This is a genomic window from Variovorax sp. ZS18.2.2 (assembly GCF_024701975.1).
Lineage (GTDB): Bacteria > Pseudomonadota > Gammaproteobacteria > Burkholderiales > Burkholderiaceae_C > Variovorax.
This window is the reverse complement of record NZ_JANLNM010000001.1, coordinates 170,236-190,614: the sequence shown is the minus strand read 5'-3', so window position 1 is coordinate 190,614 and position 20,379 is coordinate 170,236. Positions and strand designations below refer to the sequence as shown.

The following is a 20,379-nucleotide window of genomic DNA, read 5'->3' as shown; positions in this document are numbered from 1 at the left end:
ACTCAGGCGCCAACCGGCACCTTGTCCAAGAATCCGGTCACCGACTGCAGCCTGCCCGCATCGAGCCGCGCAAAGTCGGTGCCCTGGATCAGGTCCTCCGCCCCGCTCGGGCCGAGCGTCCACGAGAAGCGCAGGTTGTCGCCGTGCGCCTCAGCCTTGCCGAACAGGTTGAAGCGGAAGCCCGGGTAGCGCTGGTGCACCACGCCGACCAGCGCGCTGATCTGCTCGCGGCCGCTGGCTTGCGCGATCGGATCGACGTAGTGCGCATCGGCGGTCCAGCCGGCTTCGATCAGCGCGGCACGGCGCTCAGCGTCGGTTTCGTTCCAGACGGCGATGTAGCGTTGGGCAATCGTGGCGGCGTCGTGTGCAGCGGTGTTCATGATGACCATTCCTTTTCGAGGATTCGACCCGCAACATCGCGGGGTGAATGAATGGTCGCGCCGCACGCGCTATGCGTCGATGACGTGGGAGGTCATGGAATGCGGCTGCCGTAGCGGATGCTCATGAGCGCGCCGTCGCGGAACAGCAGCATCGTCTCGAACTGTCCCGAGCCGGGGCGATAGGTCCACTCCTCGGCCTGGTCGCAGCGGTTGTTGTTGACGATCACGGTCTGGCCGCCGGGCAAGGCCGACGACGGCGGGTTCACGATCACCTCGGGCTTGTTGCCATCGGGCCTGGCGCAGAAGTTTTCCTTGAGCACCGGCTCGCCGCATTTCTGCAGGATGGTGAACTTGGACTCCCCCCTCTGCACGAATTCGCGGTTGCAGTTCAGGGTCTGCGCCTCTGCCGGCACGACGGACGCGAGGGCCAGCCATGCGGCGGGAATCAGAAGGGATCGCTTCACGTGAATTTCCTTTTTTCAGGGAAGCGATGGTAGTGAGATTTCCCCTTCTTAAATCGCCCTAGATCGCATCGAGCGGAAAGACCGGACGACGCACCTTGCCGAAAGGGAACAGGCTGTAATCCGAACTGGTGACACCGGGGCTGTCGCACTCCACCAGCGCCGCAGAGAGCGGCTCGAACACCGGCCGGCAATACATGCGCGACTTGAGAAGAAGAAAGCGTTCATTGCGCGGATCGAGCCCCGCGCATTCAAAAACGCCGATGTCCCACGGCTCCTGCGTGCGCTCGGTCACCACGATGCGCGCCGCGCCGATGTCGAACAGCACCGTGCGGCCCATGCTGCTGCGCTGGCCGGTGTAGGTGGGGCCGGTGATCACGTACTCGCCGTTGCCGATGGTGCGCACCGTGCCCGTGAGCCGCACGGGCGTCTTCTGGAGGCCGATGCCTTCGAGCGACACCTTGTTGCCGAGCGCGACCGTCACCTCGGCGCCCTCGCCCGCCGCGATCAGCGCGGCCACCGCTTCGGGGTCGCACAGCGGCCCGACGCCGATGCCGTGCAGGCCTTGCGCGAGCGCTTCCTGCAGCACGTCCATCGTGTCGCAGCTGCCGCCCGACATGCAGTTGTCGCCGTGGTCGAGCAGCAGCACCGGGCGCGTGGCGCCGTCGGCGATGAGCTTGGCGCGCGCGACCGATTCGGCCAGCGGCTCGCTCCGGTAGATGAAGGCTTCGCGCTCGGCCCACATCTGTGCGGCGATGCGGTCGGCCGTGGCCTGCGCGCGTTCGGGCGACGCCGCATCGACCACCACCACGCTCATGCACGGCGCCTCGATGTCCGACAGCGAGAAGCCCGCGAAGATCGAGACCGCAAGCGACTCCGACTTCTCGGCTTCACGCGCCGCCTCGATGGCGCGTTGCATCGCGCCGGTGAACGAGGCGCTGCGCAGCGTGTGCGCCATCAGCGGCAGCGGATGCCAGCGCAGCGCGGGCTTGCTGCGGCCCGCGAGCAGGTCGAACAGCAGGCGGCCGGCGTGCTCGCCGGTCTCGTACATGTCGATGTGCGGATAGGTCTTGAAGCCGACGATCACGTCCGCGTTGCCGACCATCGCGGGCGTCACGTTGGCATGCAGGTCGAGCGCCACGCCGATGGGCACGCCCGGCGCCGCGGCGCGCAGCCGCACCAGCAGGTCGCCTTCTCCGTCGACGCTGTTCTCGGCCACCATCGCGCCGTGCAGGTCGAGCAGGATGGCATCGCAGCCTGGCGCCGCATCGACGATGCATTGCGTGAGCGCCGTGTAAGCGCCGGCATCGACCGGCCCGCTCGGATTGGCAGAGGCCGACACCGGCGTGACCAGCGTCGCACCCGCCTGCTCGGCCAGTTCGATGAAGGCCGACATCGCGGTGCGCATGCCCTTGTTGTCCTTGTAGGCCTGTTCACCGAAGGTCGGACCGTCGGGCCCGAATGCGGCGAGCGGTGTGGGCACGGGCGAGAAGGTGTTGGTCTCGTGGTTGAGACGTGCGACGAGGACTTTCATTGGGCAAACTTTCCGGCGCTTCCCAGCATCGTGATGTCGCCGAAGCTGGAGCCGTTGCGGTTGTCGGGGCGGAACGCGACCGTGAAGCCATTCAGGTTCATGGGCGGCGAGTTCTCGATGGTGCGCCGCAGCGATTCGGTGGTGATCGGCCCCTTCACGCGCTGCAGCGATTCCGCAAAGGCCTTGGCCGTGATGTAGCCCTCCAGGCCCAGGTAGGAGCCTTCGCCCTCGCTGCCCGCGGCCTTCCGCGCGCGCTGGTATTCGTCGACGATGGGAAAGCGCGTCTTCCAGAACGGCGGCATCACCTGCGACAGCACGATGCCGCGGCTCTTGTCGCCGAGTTCCTTGTACAGAAGGAACGAACTCGCCACCGAGTTCGTGTAGATCTGCGGATGGACGGGCGCCGCCACCAGCGAGCGGATGATGTTGATCGCCGGCATGCCCGCCGCGATGACGTACACCGCCTGCGCCCCGCTCGCGATGACCTGCTGCGCGATGGCGGGATGGTCCTTTTCCTTCGGGTCGAAGCGCAGCGACAGCAAGGCAGGATGCTTGTTCTTCTCGAGCGCCGCCACCGCGTCCTTCTCGATGCCCTTGCCATAAGCGTCGTCGCTGGAGACGATGGCGATGCGCGTCACGCCGATGGTCGTCAGGTGGTTCATCACGCGCGCGACCTCGTCGGCATACGACTCCCGCATGTGATAGATCGGCACCTTCGGCCCGCGCAGCACCGCCGCGCCGGTCAGCCCGCCGAAGATGAAGCTGTCGTACTTCGCCGCCACCGGCACCATGGCCGCGCCGATGCCCGTGCCCATGGTTCCGAACAGGCAGACCACGCGGTCGGTGACGAGCAGCTTCTCGGCATTGGCCGCCGCCTTCTCGGGGATGTAGGCGTCGTCGTAGGTGATCATCTTGACGGGCCGGCCTCCGACGCCGCCCGCCTTGTTCAACTGGTCGAAGAACAGCGTCTGGCCTTCCATGAACGCGAGGCTGTTCGGCGTGAACGGGCCGGTGAGCACGGCGGACTGGCCGACCAGGATCGGCTCTCCGGCCGCCAGCGCAGCCGTCGATGCCGCGACCATTCCCATCGCCAGGAAATAGTGAAGGCCGATGCGGCGAAGCGCCGCCTTCATGCGGCGACTCCCGCGCTCTGCAGCATCGCCTGCAGCAGCACGTTGCAGCCGGCTTCGAGGTGCGCGGGCTCGGCGTCCTCGATCTCGTTGTGGCTGATGCCGTCGAGGCACGGCACGAAGATCATCGCGGTGGGGCACACGCGGGCGAGGTACACGGCATCATGGCCCGCGCCGCTGATCACGTTCATCCATGTCAGGCCCTGCGCCTCTGCGGCGTCGCGCACGGCGGACACGAGCTTCGGAGTGAAAGGCTGGGGCGGGAAGTACACGACCTGCTCCACCGTCGCCTCGACCTTGCCGCCGCCGGACAGGCGGTGCACGGCTTCCTTCAGCGCTGCGTCCATGGCCAATAGCACCACGTCGTCCGCCGCGCGCAGGTCAACGCTGAGCTTCACGCGGCCCGGGATCACGTTGCGCGAATTCGGGTAGTTGTCGATCCAGCCGACCGTGCCGCGCGCATGCGGTGCGTGCGCGAGTGCGATGCGGTTGACCTCGATCACGAGTTCGGCGGCCGCGAGCAGCGCGTCCTTGCGCAGCTCCATCGGCGTGGGGCCGGCATGCGCCTCCATGCCCTGCACCACCACGTCGTACCAGCGCTGGCCGAGGGCACCCTCGACCACGCCGATCACACGCTCGTTGGCCTCGAGCACCGGGCCCTGTTCGATGTGCGCCTCGAAGTACGCGCCCACGGGCGATGCCGCCGCCGAGGCGGGCACCTTGCCTGCATAGCCGATCGCATCGAGGGCTTCCGCCACGCTCACGCCCTCGGTGTCGCGCTGCGCGAGCGCGTGCTCGAGCGTGAAGGCATCGACGAACACGCCCGAGCCCATCATCACCGGCACGAAGCGCGAGCCTTCTTCATTGGTCCACACCGCCACTTCGAGCGGCGCTTCGGTCACGACCTTCGCGTCGTTGAGCGCGCGAATCACTTCCAGCCCTGCGAGCACGCCGTAGTTGCCATCGAACTTGCCGCCCGTCGGCTGCGTGTCGATGTGGCTGCCGGTGGTGACCGGCGGCAGCGCGTTGTTGCGGCCCGCGCGGCGCGCAAAGATGTTGCCGATGGCGTCCACGCGCACTTCGCAGCCGGCTTCGCGCGCCCAGCGCGTGAAGAGGTCCCGGCCCTGCCGGTCGAGGTCGGTCAGCGCGAGGCGGCACACGCCGCCCTTCTCGGTGGCGCCGACCTGGGCCAGCTGCATCAGCGAGTCCCAGAGGCGCTGTCCATCGATGCGGAGGGCGCGCACATCGGGTGCAGAAGAAGTTTCGGTGCTTGTTGTCATGGTTCTGCGAATGAGATGTTGAAGACGGGCGCGTTCAGGCGAGACCGACGCCGAGGTAGCGGTCCTTCACGTCGTGGTCGGCCATGAAGTCAGCGTTGCCGGCCTCGTGCACGATCACGCCCTGCTCGACGATGTAGTGGCGGTCCGCGAGCTGCACGCACACCTCCAGGTTCTGCTCGACCAACAGGATCGCCACGCCCGCGGCCTTGATGGTTTTCAGCTGCGCGACGATTTCCTCCACGATCACCGGCGCGAGGCCTTCGACGGGCTCGTCAAGGATCAGAAGGCGCGGGTGGTTCATGAGCGCGCGGCCGATGGCCAGCATCTGCTGCTCGCCGCCCGAGAGCTGGCCGCCACCGTTGCGGCGCCGCTCCTTCAGGCGCGGAAAGATGCGGTAGATGTCGTCGAGCTGCCAGGGCGAATCGCGCCGCTGACCGAGCAGCAGGTTCTCTTCGACCGTGAGCAGCTTGAAGATGCCGCGGTGCTCGGGCACGAGGCACACGCCGCGCGTGGCGATGCGGTGAGGTGGCAGGCCGGCGATGTCGGCGCCTTGAAAACGTACGCGCCCCTTCGTCGGCGTGACCGCACCGGCAATGCTCTTGAGCGTGGTCGACTTGCCCGCGCCGTTGCGGCCCAGCAGCGTGACGAGTTCGGCCTCGCCCACGGTCATCGACACGCCCTGCAGCACATGGCTCTTGCCGTAGTGCGCGTGCAGGCCTTCGACTTCGAGGATGTTCGCGCTCATCGGGTCACCTCCGTTCTCTGAGCGCCGGCCATGGTCCGGCTGTTGCCCCCTCTCCCCTCGGGGAGAGGGCTGGGGTGAGGGCCGACGGCGATGGCAGGGGCGGTGCATGTGCGAAGGCCGTTGCCCTCACCCCCGCCCTCTCCCCAAGGGGAGAGGGGGTAAGAAACGGCGCTCATGCCTTGCCCCCGGTGATCATGTTGCCGAGGTAGGCCGAGCGCACGCGCGCATCGGAACGGATGTCGCCCGGCAACCCCTCGGCCAGCACGCGGCCCAGCTGCATCACGGTCACGGTGTCGGAGATGTCCATCACGATGTTCATGTTGTGTTCGATCAGCACCACCGTGTGCGCATCGCGCAGGCTGCGGATGAGGTGCTTCATGTCGTCCAGGTCGTCGATGCCCATGCCCGAGGTCGGCTCGTCGAGAAAGATCGCCTTGGGCTTCGCAGCAAGCGCCATGCCCACTTCGAGCCGGCGCTGCTGGCCGTGCGAGAGCACGCTGGCGGCCGTGTCGGCCAACCGCTCGAGGCCGACGCGTGCGAGCACTTCGGCCACGGTCTCGGCGCAGGCGCGGTCGCCGACCGGCGCACGCCAGCAGTTCATCGCCTGGCGCGGCGCGATGCCCTGCGCCGCGACGCGCAGGTTCTCGCGCACCGAGAGGCTGGGGAACAGGCTCGTGACCTGGAACGAGCGCGCCATGCCGCGCTGCACGCGCTTGTGGTCGGGCTCATGCGTCACGTCGTGGCCGTCGAACAGGATGCGCCCGCCCGTGGTGGTGCCGGTGCCCGTGAGCATGTGGAACAGCGTGGTCTTGCCCGCGCCGTTCGGGCCGATCACCGAGTGCACGGTGTTGGGCTTGATCTTCAGGTCCACGCCGCCGAGCGCCGCGAACTTGCCGTAGTGCTTGGTGACGCCAATGGCTTCGATGAGGACGGGTTGCGTCATGCTTTTTCTCCCTGCGCTTCGGATGCAAGCGGCGCGGCAGGCGATTTCTTGCGAAACACGCGCCGCCACACGCTCTCGCCCAGCCCCCAGAGGCCGCGCTGCATGCCGATGCTCACGCCGATCAGCAAGAGCCCCAGCAGCAGCAGCCATCGCGGCCACAGCGTGGAAAGCCAGTCGGCCAGCAGCACATAGAAGGCCGAGCCCAGCACCGAGGCGAAGAGATTGCCGGTGCCGCCGATCACGGTGATGACCAGGATCATCTCGCTCGTGTGGTACTCGGCGTTCGACAGCGGCGCGATGCCGGTCATCATGGCGTGCAGCCCGCCCGCAAGGCCCGTGACGGCACCCGAGATCACGAAGGCCAACAGCTTGAAGCGCTTCAGGTTGTAGCCCACCGCGGCGGCGCGGTCCTCGTTGTCGCGGATGGCGAGCAGCGTGCGGCCGAAGATGGAGTCGGTCACGCGCAGCAGCAGGCCGAAGGCGATGAGGAACATCACGGCGACGAAGGCGTAGTACTTCCACGGCGTGTCCATGAACGCGGGGCGCGGCACGTCGAGCAGGCCGTTGTCGCCGCCAGTCAATCCCGAGGCGGTGTACGCCACGAAATAGAACATCTGCGCAAAGGCCAGCGTGAGCATCACGAAGTAGGTGCCGCGCTGGCGGATGGCCACCCAGCCGACCACCGCCGCGCCCACTGCGCCCATGGCAACGGCAGCCAGCAACGCGAGCGGCATCGGCAGTTGCAGCCGCGTGAGCAGGATCGCGATGGTGTAGCTGCCGAGGCCGAAGAAGATGCCCTGCCCGAACGACAGCAGCCCCGTGTAGCCCAGGAGCAGGTTGCAGCCCAATGCGGCGAGCGCGTAGATCAGCACCTCGCTCGCGAGCGAACCCGAGCGCATGAACAGCGGCAGCGCGAGCGTGACGACCAGCGCCAGCAGGAAAGTGATTTTTCTTGGCATACGTTGTTCACCCTCTGCGGCCGAGCAGGCCATGCGGGCGCAGCAGCAGCACTGCGCCCATCGCGATGTAGATCATCAGGCTCGCCCCCGGCGGCCAGATGGTGCTCATGAGGCTCTGCACGATGCCGATCAGCACGCCGCCGACGAGCGCGCCGCCGAAGCTGCCGAGCCCGCCGATCACCACCACCACGAAAGCGACGCCGAGTGCCTCGACGCCCATGAAAGGTTCGGCGCCGCGGATCGGCGCGGCCAGCACGCCGGCCAGCGCCGCGGTGGCCGCACCCAATGCGAACACCAGGCTGAACACGCGAAAGACGTTGATGCCGAGCAGCGAGACCATCTCGGTCGATTCGCTCCCCGCGCGCACCGCACTACCGAGGCGCGTGCCTTCGAGCACCCACCACAGGAGCACCGCGAGCACGGCGGTGAAGCCGATCACGAAGAGCCGGTACTTGGGATAGACGAAGTCGCCCCACATCACCACGCCCTGCAGCAGGTCGGGCGTGGGCACGCTGTTGCCCAGCGGCCCCCAGAACACGATGACGATCTCCTGCACCGCGAGCGCAAGGCCCACGGTCACGAGGATGTGGAACTCGTGCGGCTTGGCGTACACGCGGCGCAGCAGCAGCTTCTCGGCGAGCCAGCCGAGCGCGCCGACGCACAGCGGCACCAGCACCAGTGCGGCCCAGAAGTTGAGGCCCCACTGCATCGCCTGGAAGCACAGGTAGGCACCCAGCAGGTAGAAGGCGCCATGCGCGAAATTCACGAATCGCAGCAGGCCGAACACGATGGACAAGCCAACGGCCAGCAGGAAATACAGCATGCCGATGCCGATTCCGTTGATGGTCTGGAGGAGATAGACGGTCATGGGCTCGTTGGCGTCCGTTGCTTCAGGCCAGCTTGCAGCCGGTCTTGTCGACGGGGAGGAACGATTTGCCGGCGCTCACGACATCGACGTAGTCCGCGGCATCCTTCATCTTCGACTTCGCCTTGCCCTTGAGCAGGTAGTAGTCCTTGATGACCTGGTGGTCCGCCTTGCGGATTTCCTCGGTGCCCGTGAGGCCGTCGAACTTCATGCCTTCGAGCGCGGCGATCACGACCTTCTGGTCGACCGAGCCCGCCTTCACGATGCCGTCGATCAGGATCTTGGTGCAGATGTACGAGCCGGCGAGGCTGTAGTTGGGCACGATCTTGAGCTTGTCGGCGGTGCGCTTGACCAGGTCCTTGTTGAGCGTGGTGTCGGCCGTGTGCCAGTACTGCGCACCGAAGTAGACGCCGTCGCACAGGTCCGCGCCCAGTTCATCGAACTGCTCCAGCCCCGAGGCCCAGGCAATGAGGATCGTCATGTTCTTGTGCATGCCGAAGCTCACCGCCTGGCGCAGCGCGGCCGACGACTGCGCGCCGAAGTTCAGCAGCAGCAGCACGTCGGGCTTGGCGGCCATCGCATTGGTGAGGTAGCCGCTGAACTCTTTTTCGTTGAGCGAGTGGTAGCTGTTGCCCACGTGCTCGATGCCCTTCTCCTGGAAGATGTTCTTGGCCGCGCCGAGCAGGCCTTCGCCGAACACGTACTGCGGCGTGATCGTGTACCAGCGCTTGGCTTTGGGCATCGAGGCGATCAGCGGGCGCACCGTCTGCTCGATGGCACCGAAGGTGGGCACCGACCAGCGGAAGGTGGCGGGGTTGCAGTCCTTGCCGGTGATCTCGTCGGCGCCTGCGGTGGTGATGAAGATGCCGCCGGCCTTTTCGGCTTCCTTGCCCATGGCCAGCGCTTCGGACGACAGGATGCCGCCCGCGAAGAACTTGGCGCCCTGCTGCTGCGAGGCTTCCTGCACCTTGCGCACGGCGGTGGCGGGCTTGCCTTCGGTGTCGAGCACCGTGTAGGCGAGCGGACGCTTGAGCACGCTGCCGTACTGCTCGATCGCGAGCTTCATGCCCAGGTCGGCGAACTTGCCATTGGCCGCGAAGGCGCCCGACATCGGGACCGGGCAGCCGAAGCGGATGGCGTCCGCCGATTGCGCGAAGACCGAGCGGCTCGCCAGGAGCGAGGCCGGGGCGGCCGACAGGGCGGCCAGCTGAAGAAGATGTCTGCGTTGCATGGGAGTTCTCCGGTCGTGGTGTGGAAGTAAGTGAAAGGGGTGCCTGCGAGTGCCGGCGAATTTAAGCGGATAAATAGGATTAATATGTTGGTAAAAACCCGCTAGCAATCACCGTGCCAAAATCCGACGCACGTTCCAAGGTCCAATACCTGCATACAGGCTGTCATCTACTTTTTCCATCGCTCCGAACGCATGAATTCGTCTCCATCTGATCGTGAAATGAACCCCAGGGCGTCGTGGTTGCCGCATGGAGCGTTTCAATGAAAGTGGGAGAGAACCGCCCGAAGCGGCAAAAGCTCTCGGATGTCATCGTCGAAGACGTCAAGCGATGGATCGTTGCCGAGCGGAAGCAACCCGGCGACCGCCTACCGAACGAGAAGGAACTGATCGAGCTCTTCGGCTATTCGAAGAGCACGGTGCGCGAGGCGCTGAAGGCGCTGGAAGTGCGCGGCCTCATCTCGATCCGGACCGGCCCGGGCGGCGGCGCGTATCTGCAGCAGGTGTCGGTGGACCACGCCTCGGAGCCGCTGCGCAACTTCCTGCACTTCCACCATCTGGACGGGCATCACATCTACCAGCTGCGCAAGGCCCTGGAGCCCGAGCTGGCCGTGAGCGTGGTCGGCCGGTTGACGCCCGAGCAGTTCGAACGGCTCGAAGCCAACGTTCGCCTCTGCACCGTCGAGCCGACCAACGAAGACGAGCTGCGCATGCAGCGCGAGGCCGAACTGGGGTTCCACACCATGCTGGCCGAGGCCTGCCCCAACCCGGTGCTGTCCTTCATGTGCCGCTTTCTCAACGACCTGCTGCGCGACCTCGTGGTCTACAAGAAGGCACTGGAGCATCACCACTTCGGTGAGGCCAATGTCGACTACCACACGCAGTTGCTCGCGGCCTACCGCAAGGAAGATGCGGAGGAAGTGCGCCGGCTGATGGCCGAGCACATGATCGATGCGGAGGCGCACATGCACGAGATGGAGGCGCACATCGGCGCCAAGCACCTGCTGCTGCCGAGCGGGCAGCGCTAACTACCGCGCGTGTGCCTTCTCCAGGCACGCCTGAAACGCCAGCACCGCCCGTGACGGCTTCGGCGACCGCCGCAGCAGGCTCACGAACCGGCACGCATAGTTGAAGCGCGCCGGCAGCACCGCCTTCATGAGCCCGCGCTGCTCGAACACCTGCGCGTAGTGGTCGGGCAGAAAGCCCAGGAAGCGCCCCGAGAGGATCAGCGTCGCAATCGCCTCCTGGTCGAAGCCCGTCGCCTTGCGCGACAGCCGCGCGCGATGGCTCAGTTCCATGTTGGGCGAGTGATAGCCCAGCCCCGCGAAATGGTGCTCGCCCAGCTTCGACCAGGTGAGCTTCGCGTGCGGGCTGTCGAACAGCGGATGCCCCTTGCCGCAATACAGCAGCATCGTCTCGTCGAACAGGTCCGCATACACGAGGCTCTTGGAACTGCGGTGCGCCGGGATGATGCCGATCTGGAAGTTGCCCTCCAGCACACCCTGCTCGATCGCGTTGATCGACCCCACATGCACCGCCAGGTTCACCTCTGGCGCGATCTCGGTGAAGCGCGCGATGGCCTCGCCGATGCGCGCCTTCGGGTTGGTCGCCGTCTTGTCGAAGAGGGCCACCTCCAGTTGCCCGCCCATGCGGTTGTGGATGTCGTCGATGCTGCCTCGGAAGGCGTCAACCGAGGCCAGCAGCCGCAGCGTCTCGTCGTACACCCGCTGCCCCTCGGACGTGAGCGCAAAGCCCGCCCGCCCGCGCCTGCACAGCACGAGGCCGAGCCGCGTCTCCAGGTCCTTCACATGCCGGCTCACCGTGGAAGTGCCGATGTTCAGCTCCAGCTCGGCGGCTGCCATGCCGCCGCAGTCGACCACGCTCTTGAACACCTTGAGCAGGCGCAAGTCCATGTCGCTGAGCTGCCCCAGAACCGCACGGTTTCGGGCGCTGGGGGCACCGTTTTGGGCTTTCACCTTTACTTGCATGAATCGTCAAGTGAACATTGATATTGCGCCATTCTCCACACTGAAGGCTCTGCGAACAATCGGGCTCATCCCATCACCCCGGAGCCCGCCTGCGCGGGAAGCGCCATGACCCTCGCAACGCCCGCCATCGAACCGACGCCCACCGCGCGCACCGACGCCGCCTGGCTCGACGCGCACTGGATGCCCTACACCGGCAACCGCAACTTCAAGGCCGATCCGCGGATCATCGTGGAGGCCAAGGGCGCCTACTTCACCGACAACGACGGCCGCAAGATCTTCGACGGCCTCTCGGGCCTCTGGTGCTCGGGCCTCGGCCACGGCCGCCCCGAGATCACCGAGGCGGTGAGCCGCCAGATCGCCAAGCTCGACTACTCGCCCGCCTTCCAGTTCGGCCATCCGCTCTCGTTCGAGCTGGCCAACAAGATCAAGGAACTGACGCCCGCGGGCCTGGACTACGTGTTCTTCACCGGCTCGGGCTCCGAGGCCGCCGACACCTCGCTGAAGATGGCGCGTGCCTACTGGCGCACCAAGGGCCAGGCGAGCAAGACGCGCCTGATCGGCCGCGAGAAGGGCTACCACGGCGTCAACTACGGCGGCATCTCGGTGGGCGGCATCGCGGCCAACCGCAAGCTCTTCGGCCAGGGCGTCGAGGCCGACCACCTGCCACACACGCAGATTGCCGCGAACGCCTTCACCCGCGGCATGGCCGAGAACGGCGCCGAGCTGGCCGACCGCCTGCTCGACCTGATCGCGCTGCACGACGCATCGAACATCGCGGCCGTGATCGTCGAGCCCTTCGCGGGTTCGGCCGGCGTGGTGATCCCGCCCAAGGGCTATCTCAAACGCCTGCGCGACATCTGCACCGCGAACAACATCCTGCTGATCTTCGACGAGGTCATCACCGGCTTCGGCCGCTGCGGCGCGCTCACCGGCGCGGAAGCCTTCGGCGTGACGCCGGACATCATGAACATCGCCAAGCAGGTGACTAACGGCGCGCAGCCGATGGGCGCGGTGGTCGCGAGCAAGGAAATCTACGACACCTTCATGGCGGCGGGCGGTGCCGACTACATGCTCGAGTTCCCGCACGGCTACACGTACGGCGCGCACCCGGTGGCCTGCGCCGCGGGCATCGCCGCGCTCGACGTACTGCAGAAGGAAGACATGATCGGTCGCGTGCAGACGCTGGCCCCGCACTTCGAGAACGCGGTGCACAGCCTCAAGGGCAGCAAGCACATCACCGACATCCGCAACTACGGCCTGGCCGCGGGCATCACCATTGCCGCGCTGCCGGGCGAGCCCGCACGCCGCCCCTACGAGATCGCGATGAACTGCTGGAAGAAGGGCTTCTACGTGCGCTACGGCGGCGACACGATCCAGCTCGCGCCGCCCTTCATTTCTGAGAAGGCCGAGATCGACCGCATGGTCAACGCCCTGGCCGACGCCCTCGCAGAAACCAACTGATCCCCTTTCGAGATACCAAGACATGCAACACGACAAGAACGTCACCGCCACCATCGGCCATTTCATCGACGGCAAGCGCGTCGATGGCGGCACCCGCGTGCAGCCGGTGTTCAACCCGGCCACCGGGTTCTCTGACAAGAGCGTCGCGCTCGCCGACAAGCTCACCGTCGAGCAGGCCATTGCCTCGGCGCAGGCCGCCTTCCCGGCCTGGCGCAACACGCCGCCACTCAAGCGCGCCCGCGTGATGAGCAAGCTCAAGACGCTGCTCGAAGCCAACGCCGATCGCATCGCCGCGCTCATCACCGCCGAGCACGGCAAGGTGCTGTCGGACGCGCACGGCGAGCTGCAGCGCGGCATCGAGAACGTCGAGTACGCGAGCTATGCGCCCGAGCTGCTCAAGGGCGAGCACAGCAAGAACGTCGGCCCCGCCATCGACTCGTGGAGCGAATTCCAGGCGATGGGCGTCGCGGCCGGCATCACGCCGTTCAACTTCCCGGTGATGGTGCCCTTGTGGATGTGGCCGATGGCCGTGGCCTGCGGCAACACCTTCGTGCTCAAGCCCTCGGAGCGCACGCCCTCCTCCACGCTGCTGGTGGCCGAACTCGCGCTCGAAGCGGGCCTGCCGCCCGGCGTGCTGAACGTGGTGAACGGTGACAAGGAAGCCGTCGACACGCTGCTGACCGATCCGCGCGTGAAGGCCGTGAGCTTCGTCGGCTCCACCGCCATCGCCGAATACATCTACACCACCGGCTGCGCGCACGGCAAGCGCGTGCAGGCCCTTGGCGGTGCGAAGAACTTCGCGGTCGTCATGCCTGACGCCGACATCGGCAACGCCGTGAGCGCGCTCATGGGCGCGGCCTACGGCTCGTGCGGCGAGCGCTGCATGGCGATCCCGCTGGTCGTCACTGTCGGCGACGACACCGGCGATGCCGTGGTCGCGAGCCTGAAGGCCGAGATCGCCAAGATGAAGGTCGGCCCCGGCAACGACAACGGCAACGACATGGGCCCGCTGGTCACCAAGCCGCACTTCGAGAAGGTCAAGGCTTTTGTCGATGCGGGCGTGGCAGCAGGCGCCAAGCTGGTGGTCGACGGCCGCGGCGTGAAGGTCGAAGGCCATGACGGCGGCTATTACCTCGGCCCGTGCCTCTTCGACGGCGTGAAGCCCGGCATGACGATCTACCAGGAAGAAATCTTCGGCCCGGTGCTGGGCGTGGTGCGCGTGAAGACGCTCGCCGAAGCCATGGCGATGATCGATGCCCACGAGTACGGCAACGGCACCTGCCTCTTCACGCGCGACGGCGAGGCCGCGCGCTGGTTCAGCGACAACATCCAGGTCGGCATGGTCGGCATCAACGTGCCGCTGCCGGTGCCCGTGGCGTATCACTCGTTCGGCGGCTGGAAGCGCTCGCTGTTCGGCGACCTGCACGCCTACGGCCCGGATGCCGTGCGCTTCTATACGAAGCGCAAGACCATCACGCAGCGCTGGCCCTCGGCCGGCGTGCGCGAAGGCGCGGTGTTCGCGTTTCCGTCGAGCCGCTGATGCAGCAGTCCCCGCGGGTCAGAAGGCGGGGATGAATCCGCCGCGTCCGAGCAGCCCGCGCAGGCATGTCGGGCTCGCGGGTTGTCAGGGCTTGCGCCGCATCTCGTAGGAAACCCCGGACTCGCGCTCGACGAAAAACCCGAAGCGCTCGTACAGCGCTTTCGCCGGATTCGCCTTCAGCACGCTGAGCGTGAGGTCGACACCGGCGCGCGCGGCCTCGTCGACGACTTCGGCCAGCAGGCCGGTGCCGATGCCGCCGCCCTGGAAGCCGGGCGCCAGCTGGATCTGGATGACCACCCATTCGTGCGGATCGCGCGACACCTTGAGCAGACCGACCGGCGCGCCTTCGTGCAACAGGGTCTCGGCGCACTCGAAGCGATGCATCAGCCGCGCCATGTGATGCGCGTCGCTGACCTCGCCGCCGGAAGCGAGCACATGGCCATTCATCGTTCGCTGCCGCAAGTCGAGCAGGAAGGGAATGTCTTCTGGCGTGGCCTGGCGGCGCTGCAGTGCGAATGCGCGCGTGGCGCTCACGGCTGCGCCGCGGCGACAGGCTTCGACGCGATCGCCAGGTGCCGCGCGTAGTGCGCGAGGTCGGGCGTCTTCGCATCAGCCAGCTTGGCCGTGTCGTCCCAGCGCCGCAGGCGCACCGCGTCCCTTGCGTACGGCAGGGCCTCGAAAGCGCTGGCCTGCGCCGAGTCGAAAACGCCACCCTGCAACTGCAGGCTGCGCTTCGAATCGGGCGACAGCGCCTCCAGGTAGCCGGGCTCGCGCGCGCACAGGAACCGCTTGGCGTCCACATGCAGCCGGATCGGCTCCAGCGTGGCCGGGCCGAACAGCGCGCGCAAAAACGGCAGGCAGCGGTACTGGTGCAAGTCGTCGAGCCCCTGCTGCGTCGGCGTGCCGCCGAAGTCGTGCAGCAGATGGCCCAGGTCGTGCAGCAGCGAGGCCGCGATCAGTGCGCTGTCCGCGCCCTCTTGTTCAGCCAGGTGCGCCGACTGCAGCGCATGCTCCAGCTGCGTGACGGGCTCGCCGTCGTACTGCGCGCCGCCCTTGGTTTCGAAGAGGCCCACGATGTCGGGAATGCTCAGGCTCATGGTTGCTCACCAGGGCAGCGAATAGGTCTTGCAGTTGGTGAAACTCTTCATCGCCTCGAGCACGCCTTCCTTATAGCCCAGGCCCGAGTCCTTGATGCCGCCGAAGGGCGTGAGTTCGAGCCGGTAGCCCGGCACCTCGCGCACATTGACGCTGCCCACGTTCAGCTCGCGGATGAAGCGCGTGATGTAGTCCAGCCGGTTGGTGCAGACCGCCGACGAGAGGCCGTAGGCCGTGCCGTTGGAAATGCGGATCGCCTCGTCGATATTCTTGAAGCGGATCACCGGCGACACGGGCCCGAAGGTCTCGTGCTTGGCCACGGTCATCTCCGGGTCGACGTGGTCGAGCACCGTCGGCGAATAGAGCGCACCGCGGCGCTCGTTGCCGCAGCGCAGCTTTGCGCCGGCGGCAATGGCTTCGTTGACCACTGTCTCGAACTGCTTCGCGGCGACCTCATCGATGACGGTGCCCATATCCGTTTCAGGGTCCATCGGGTCGCCATATTTCAGCGCACGGGTCTTGGCAACCAGCAGCTCGACGAACTGGTCGGCCACCGATTCATGCACCAGCATGCGCTTGACCGCTGTGCAGCGCTGGCCCGAGTTCTTGTAAGAACCGTTGGCTGCGAGCGTGGCGGCTTCTTCCACGTCGGCGTCTTCCATCACGATGATCGGATCGTTACCGCCCAGCTCCAGAATCTGGCGCTTGTAGACGGCCTTGCCTGCGATGTACTTGCCAATCGGCACGCCGCCGGTGAAGGTGACGAGGTCGACGTCGGCGTTGGTGAGCAGCTCGTCGGCAATTTCCTTCGGGTCACCGGTGAGCACCGACAGCATCTGCGGCGGCAGGCCCGCTTCGTAGAGGATGTCGGCCAGCAGGAACGCCGTGAGCGGCGTCTTCTCGCTGGGCTTCAAGACGATGCGGTTGTTGGTCGCAATGGCCGGCGCCACTTTGTGGATCACCTGGTTCAGCGGATGGTTGAACGGCGTGATGGCGGTGATGGCGCCCAGCAGCGGCTCGCGCATCGTGTAGACCTTGCGGCTCTTGCCGTGGTGTGTGAGGTCGCACGAGAACACCTGGCCGTCGTCCACCAGTGCCTGGTTGGCGGCGAACAGCAGCACGTCGGACGCGCGGCCCACTTCGTACAGCGAGTCCTTGCGCGAGAGGCCCGACTCAAGCGTGATGGTGCGCGACATCTCGTCCAGGCGCGAGGCGATGATCTCGCCCGCGCGCATCAGGATCTTGTAGCGCTCGTAGCGGGTGAGCGTGGGCTTGTAGTCGCGTGCGATGCGCAAGGCATTGCGCACGTCGTCCAGCGTGGCCTTGGGCACGGTGGCGATCACTTCGCCGGTGTAGGGATAGGTGACCTCGATCGTGCGGTCGCGGTGGACGCGTTCACCGGCGATGCGCAGGGCCTCGCGGTGGATGGTGCCTGGCTTCAGGATGGCTTGGCTCATGGGGTGCTTGCTCCGGAAGGCGTTGTCGCTATTGGGCGTGGTTCAGCGCGATGTCGAGCGCATCGAAGTTGCGCAGGCGCCGGGTTGCGGCGATGCCCGTCACTGGGCGATTGCAGATCAGCGGCACGCGCTGCTCCGACACGCCGCCGTGCGAGCGCAGCGGCACTTCGAGCGCCGAGAGGTCGTGGCGGCTGGCCGAGGTGCCGATGACCGTGTTGCGCTCGCTCACGACCACGATGTCGCCGATGCGGTCGGGCGGCAACTCGAAGCGCTGCGCGGCGTCCTTGCGCGAGAGCACCAGCTCCATGCCCGGCACCTGCTTGATGCGCTCGATCCAGCCGGCAACGCTCGCCTCGTCGGGCGCATAGACGGTGGCGAACGAGCCGAGCGCGCCGTGGTGCACTACGTAAGGGTCGGTGATCGGCAGGATCACGCGCGCTTTTTCAACGCCGTACCAGCCGTCGAGCACGTCCTGCAGGTAGATGACGTTCGGCGAGCCGTCGGCGCCGTGCTTGTCGTTCATGCCGTGGTCGGCGGTGACGACGATGGTGGCGCCCAGCGCATCGAGCTGCGCGAGGTAGCCGTCCATCATTGCGTAGAAGGCGTTGGCGGCCGGGCTGCCGGGCGCGGCCTTGTGCTGCACGTAGTCGGTGGTCGAGAGGTACATCAGGTCGGGGCGGCGCGATTCCATCAGCTTCACGCCCGAGGCGAACACGAACTCGGAGAGTTCCGCGCTGTAGACCGAAGGCACTGGCATGCCGACCATGCCGAGCACGTCGTCGATGCCGTTCTCTTCCATCGTCACCTGGTCCGACTTCTCCGACGAGAAGCAGATGCCCTTCATGCGGTGGCCCAGCAGCTTGCGCAGCTTGTCCTTGGCCGTGACCACCGCCACCTTGGCGCCTGCATCGGCGAACGCGGCCAGCACAGTGCCGGCGCGCAGGTACTTGGGGTCGTTCATCATCACTTCCTGGCCCAGCTCGCGGTCGAAGAAGTAGTTGCCGCAGATGCCATGCACCGCGGGCGGCACGCCGGTCACGATCGACAGGTTGTTGGGGTTGGTGAACGAGGGCACCACGCAATCGCCCAGCAGGCTCGCGCCCGACTTGATCATGCGATCGAAGTACGGGGCCACGCCGGCCGCAATGGCCGCATCGAGGTAGGCCGGCTCGCTGCCGTCCACGCACACGACCACGACGGGGCGCGCCATCCAGCGATAGCTTCGGGCATTGACTTCGAGTGTCTCCGGTGTCATTTCAGACTTCCTTCTGGGGTGGGTTGTTCGATGCCATGGCCGCGTCGGAATCGGCGCGGCCGAAGGCCTTGTGCATGCGCGAGCGGCTGCCGGCGACGTGTTCGCGCAGCGCGCGCCCCGCCGTCTCGGGGTTGCCGCTCGCAATGGCCTCGACGATGTGGCTGTGCTCGTCGGCCGAGACCCGGAGGCCCCCGCCGCTGTCGAGCGCGCGCATTCTGAAGAGGTGCAATTCCTTCACGAGGCGCTTGTAGGTCTCGGTGAGCTTCTTGCTGCCCGCGGTGTCGAGCAGGATCTCGTGGAACTGCAGGTTGAGTTGCGCGTATTGCTCCACATCCAGCGCCAGAGCCGCGGAACGCATGGCGTCGACCATGGCACGCAGGCGCTCGACCGCGTCGGGCGCGATGGCCAGCGCCACGCGCCGGCCGATGATTTCTTCCAGCGCCTCGCGCAGTTCGTAGATCTCGTCGGCTTCCTCGAAAGCGATCTCGCGCACGAAGACACCGCGGTTCTTTTCGTTGCGCACGAGGCCGGCTTCCTCGAGTGCGCGCAGCGCCTCGCGGATCGGACCCCGGCTGGTGTTGAAGCGCTGCGAGAGCTCGCTCTCGTTGATGCGGCTGCCCACCGGGAGCTCGCCGGTCATGATCAAACGCTCGATTTCTTCCTGCATCAGCATCGGCAGCGAGCTGGATTGGAGGAACGCGAGGGCGGCGGAGTGATTGCTGGTGACCATGGGGCGTATTTTCCCCATGGATTGCAAACTGTCAACGATTTTTTATTGACAGTCTTCAATCACCAATTTACATTCCGCTCACCGACCTGGGCACGCCCATTGCCGGAGCCCGCCACTCACCTCTTTTCAGTGACAGCAAGCCCTCTCAGGAGAAACAGATGACGATGAAACAAAGCACGCGCCGTCTCACGGCCGCCCTGTGTGTTGCGGCGCTCGGCCTCATGGCCGGCACAGCGTTGGCGCAGAAGACCCCGCTCCTGGTCTACACGGCGCTCGAGACCGACGCCATGAAGCTCTACAAGGACGCTTTCGAAAAGGCCAACCCCGACATCGAGGTGAAGTGGGTGCGCGACTCCACCGGCATCGTCACCGCCAAGCTGCTGGCCGAAAAAGCCAACCCGCAGGCCGACGTGGTGGCCGGCCTGGCCGCCAGCAGCCTCGCGCTGCTGCAGCAGGAAGGCATGCTCCTTCCCTATGAGCCCAAAGGCTTCAAGGACCTGAACCCCGCCTACTCCGACACCGCACGCCCACCCGCCTGGGTCGGCATGGACGTCTGGGCCGCGACCATCTGCTTCAACCGCGTCGAGGCGCAGAAGCTCGGCCTGCCCAAGCCCGAGAGCTGGAAGGACCTGGCCAAGCCCGTCTACAAGGGCACGATCTCGATGCCGCATCCGGCCTCCAGCGGCACCGGCTATCTCGACGTGTCTTCCTGGCTGCAGAACATGGGCGATGCCGAAGGCTGGAAGTACATGGACGCGCTGCACCAGAACATCGCGCAGTACGTGCACTCGGGCTCCAAGCCCTGCAAGCAGGCGGGGGCGGGCGAGTTCCCGATCGGCATCTCCTTCGAGTTCCGCGCGCACCAGGTCAAGAAGTCCGGCGCGCCGGTCGACCTGATCTTTCCGAAGGAAGGCCTGGGCTGGGACATCGAGGCCACCAGCGTCATGAAGACGACCAAGAAGATGGACCAGGCCAAGCGCTTCGCCGACTGGATGGCCAGCAAGGAGGCCAACCAGATCACCGCCACCTGGTGGGCCGTGGTCGCCTACCCCGGCGTGGCCTCGAAGCTTGAAGGCATCCCCGAGAACTACGAAAAGCTGCTCGCCAAGAACGACATCAACTGGGCTGCAAAGAACCGCGAACGCATCCTGGCCGAGTGGAGCAAGCGCTACGAAGGCAAGGCCGAACCGAAATAAGGCTCGCCCCCAGGCTGCGCGCACTTCGTGTCGCTTCTCCAACCCCCTACCGGGGGCGACACCTGCGGCCCGGCGAAGCCGGTTCCGCGGTGTCCCACGAAGAAGCCCGATACGTCCACGGCCTTTTTCAAT

The 20,379-nt window shown here is 66.3% G+C and carries 20 protein-coding genes; 4 read left to right on the top strand and 16 right to left on the bottom strand.

Annotated features, from left to right (window positions below):
• Positions 1–2: 2 nt before the first annotated feature.
• The 10 genes from NU688_RS00920 to NU688_RS00875 form a co-directional block, all read right to left on the bottom strand.
• A complete protein-coding gene (locus NU688_RS00920) occupies positions 3–380 on the bottom strand; it encodes a nuclear transport factor 2 family protein (protein ID WP_257858671.1) in 378 nt (125 codons plus the stop codon).
• Positions 381–472: 92 nt separating this feature from the next.
• The gene (locus tag NU688_RS00915) at positions 473–844 is read right to left on the bottom strand and encodes a DUF2845 domain-containing protein (RefSeq protein ID WP_257858670.1); all 372 of its coding nucleotides are present in this window, start codon (positions 842–844) and stop codon (positions 473–475) included.
• A 58-nt stretch (positions 845–902) separates the two neighbouring features.
• A complete protein-coding gene (locus tag NU688_RS00910) occupies positions 903–2,375 on the bottom strand; it encodes a M81 family metallopeptidase (RefSeq protein ID WP_257858669.1) in 1,473 nt (490 codons plus the stop codon).
• Complete coding sequence (locus NU688_RS00905) at positions 2,372–3,508, bottom strand: ABC transporter substrate-binding protein (protein ID WP_257858668.1); 1,137 nt, start codon at positions 3,506–3,508, stop codon at positions 2,372–2,374. The genes NU688_RS00910 and NU688_RS00905 overlap by 4 nt, the downstream gene beginning before the upstream one ends.
• Positions 3,505–4,785: a Zn-dependent hydrolase gene (locus tag NU688_RS00900; RefSeq protein WP_257858667.1), complete on the bottom strand. Its 1,281-nt coding sequence runs from the start codon at positions 4,783–4,785 to the stop codon at positions 3,505–3,507. The genes NU688_RS00905 and NU688_RS00900 overlap by 4 nt, the downstream gene beginning before the upstream one ends.
• A gap of 34 nt (positions 4,786–4,819) precedes the next feature.
• A complete protein-coding gene (locus NU688_RS00895) occupies positions 4,820–5,530 on the bottom strand; it encodes an ABC transporter ATP-binding protein (protein WP_257858666.1) in 711 nt (236 codons plus the stop codon).
• Positions 5,531–5,702: 172 nt separating this feature from the next.
• Entirely contained in the window at positions 5,703–6,473 is a 771-nt protein-coding gene (locus NU688_RS00890; RefSeq protein WP_257858665.1) for an ABC transporter ATP-binding protein, read from the bottom strand.
• Entirely contained in the window at positions 6,470–7,432 is a 963-nt protein-coding gene (locus NU688_RS00885; RefSeq protein ID WP_257858664.1) for a branched-chain amino acid ABC transporter permease, read from the bottom strand. Before NU688_RS00885 ends, NU688_RS00890 begins: the two co-directional genes overlap by 4 nt.
• A 7-nt stretch (positions 7,433–7,439) precedes the next feature.
• Entirely contained in the window at positions 7,440–8,300 is an 861-nt protein-coding gene (locus tag NU688_RS00880) for a branched-chain amino acid ABC transporter permease (RefSeq protein ID WP_257858663.1), read from the bottom strand.
• A gap of 22 nt (positions 8,301–8,322) precedes the next feature.
• A complete protein-coding gene (locus NU688_RS00875) occupies positions 8,323–9,528 on the bottom strand; it encodes an ABC transporter substrate-binding protein (protein WP_257858662.1) in 1,206 nt (401 codons plus the stop codon).
• Positions 9,529–9,788: 260 nt separating this feature from the next.
• Here NU688_RS00875 and NU688_RS00870 point away from each other — a divergent pair, with 260 nt between their 5' ends.
• On the top strand, positions 9,789–10,553 hold the full coding sequence (locus tag NU688_RS00870; protein ID WP_257858661.1) for a FadR/GntR family transcriptional regulator: 765 nt from the start codon (positions 9,789–9,791) through the stop codon (positions 10,551–10,553).
• Here the strand turns inward: NU688_RS00870 and NU688_RS00865 are convergent, their stop codons facing one another.
• Entirely contained in the window at positions 10,554–11,513 is a 960-nt protein-coding gene (locus NU688_RS00865; RefSeq protein WP_257858660.1) for a LysR family transcriptional regulator, read from the bottom strand.
• Between the two features lie 105 nt (positions 11,514–11,618).
• On the opposite strand from NU688_RS00865, the gene NU688_RS00860 reads away from it, so the two are divergent.
• Both NU688_RS00860 and NU688_RS00855 read left to right on the top strand, forming a co-directional pair.
• Complete coding sequence (locus NU688_RS00860; RefSeq protein WP_257858659.1) at positions 11,619–12,974, top strand: aspartate aminotransferase family protein; 1,356 nt, start codon at positions 11,619–11,621, stop codon at positions 12,972–12,974.
• Between the two features lie 22 nt (positions 12,975–12,996).
• Complete coding sequence (locus tag NU688_RS00855; protein ID WP_257858658.1) at positions 12,997–14,514, top strand: CoA-acylating methylmalonate-semialdehyde dehydrogenase; 1,518 nt, start codon at positions 12,997–12,999, stop codon at positions 14,512–14,514.
• A gap of 84 nt (positions 14,515–14,598) precedes the next feature.
• On the opposite strand, the gene NU688_RS00850 is transcribed toward NU688_RS00855, so the two are convergent.
• Genes NU688_RS00850 through NU688_RS00830 form a run of 5 tightly spaced genes read right to left on the bottom strand, consistent with a single transcriptional unit; the run spans position 14,599 to position 19,051 of the window.
• Positions 14,599–15,048: a GNAT family N-acetyltransferase gene (locus NU688_RS00850; RefSeq protein ID WP_257858657.1), complete on the bottom strand. Its 450-nt coding sequence runs from the start codon at positions 15,046–15,048 to the stop codon at positions 14,599–14,601.
• Positions 15,045–15,611: a phosphonate degradation HD-domain oxygenase gene (locus NU688_RS00845; protein WP_257858656.1), complete on the bottom strand. Its 567-nt coding sequence runs from the start codon at positions 15,609–15,611 to the stop codon at positions 15,045–15,047. Before NU688_RS00845 ends, NU688_RS00850 begins: the two co-directional genes overlap by 4 nt.
• 6 nt (positions 15,612–15,617) lie before the next feature.
• Positions 15,618–17,066 carry a phosphonoacetaldehyde dehydrogenase gene (gene phnY, locus NU688_RS00840; RefSeq protein WP_257858655.1) on the bottom strand — a complete coding sequence of 483 codons (1,449 nt, stop codon included), beginning with the start codon at positions 17,064–17,066 and terminating at the stop codon, positions 15,618–15,620.
• A gap of 28 nt (positions 17,067–17,094) precedes the next feature.
• Positions 17,095–18,321 carry a phosphonoacetate hydrolase gene (gene phnA, locus NU688_RS00835; RefSeq protein WP_257858654.1) on the bottom strand — a complete coding sequence of 409 codons (1,227 nt, stop codon included), beginning with the start codon at positions 18,319–18,321 and terminating at the stop codon, positions 17,095–17,097.
• Position 18,322: 1 nt separating this feature from the next.
• Complete coding sequence (locus NU688_RS00830; protein ID WP_257858652.1) at positions 18,323–19,051, bottom strand: phosphonate utilization associated transcriptional regulator; 729 nt, start codon at positions 19,049–19,051, stop codon at positions 18,323–18,325.
• A gap of 158 nt (positions 19,052–19,209) precedes the next feature.
• Between NU688_RS00830 and NU688_RS00825 the strand changes: the two genes are divergently transcribed.
• Complete coding sequence (locus NU688_RS00825; protein ID WP_374684603.1) at positions 19,210–20,247, top strand: putative 2-aminoethylphosphonate ABC transporter substrate-binding protein; 1,038 nt, start codon at positions 19,210–19,212, stop codon at positions 20,245–20,247.
• The last annotated feature ends 132 nt before the right edge of the window (positions 20,248–20,379 follow it).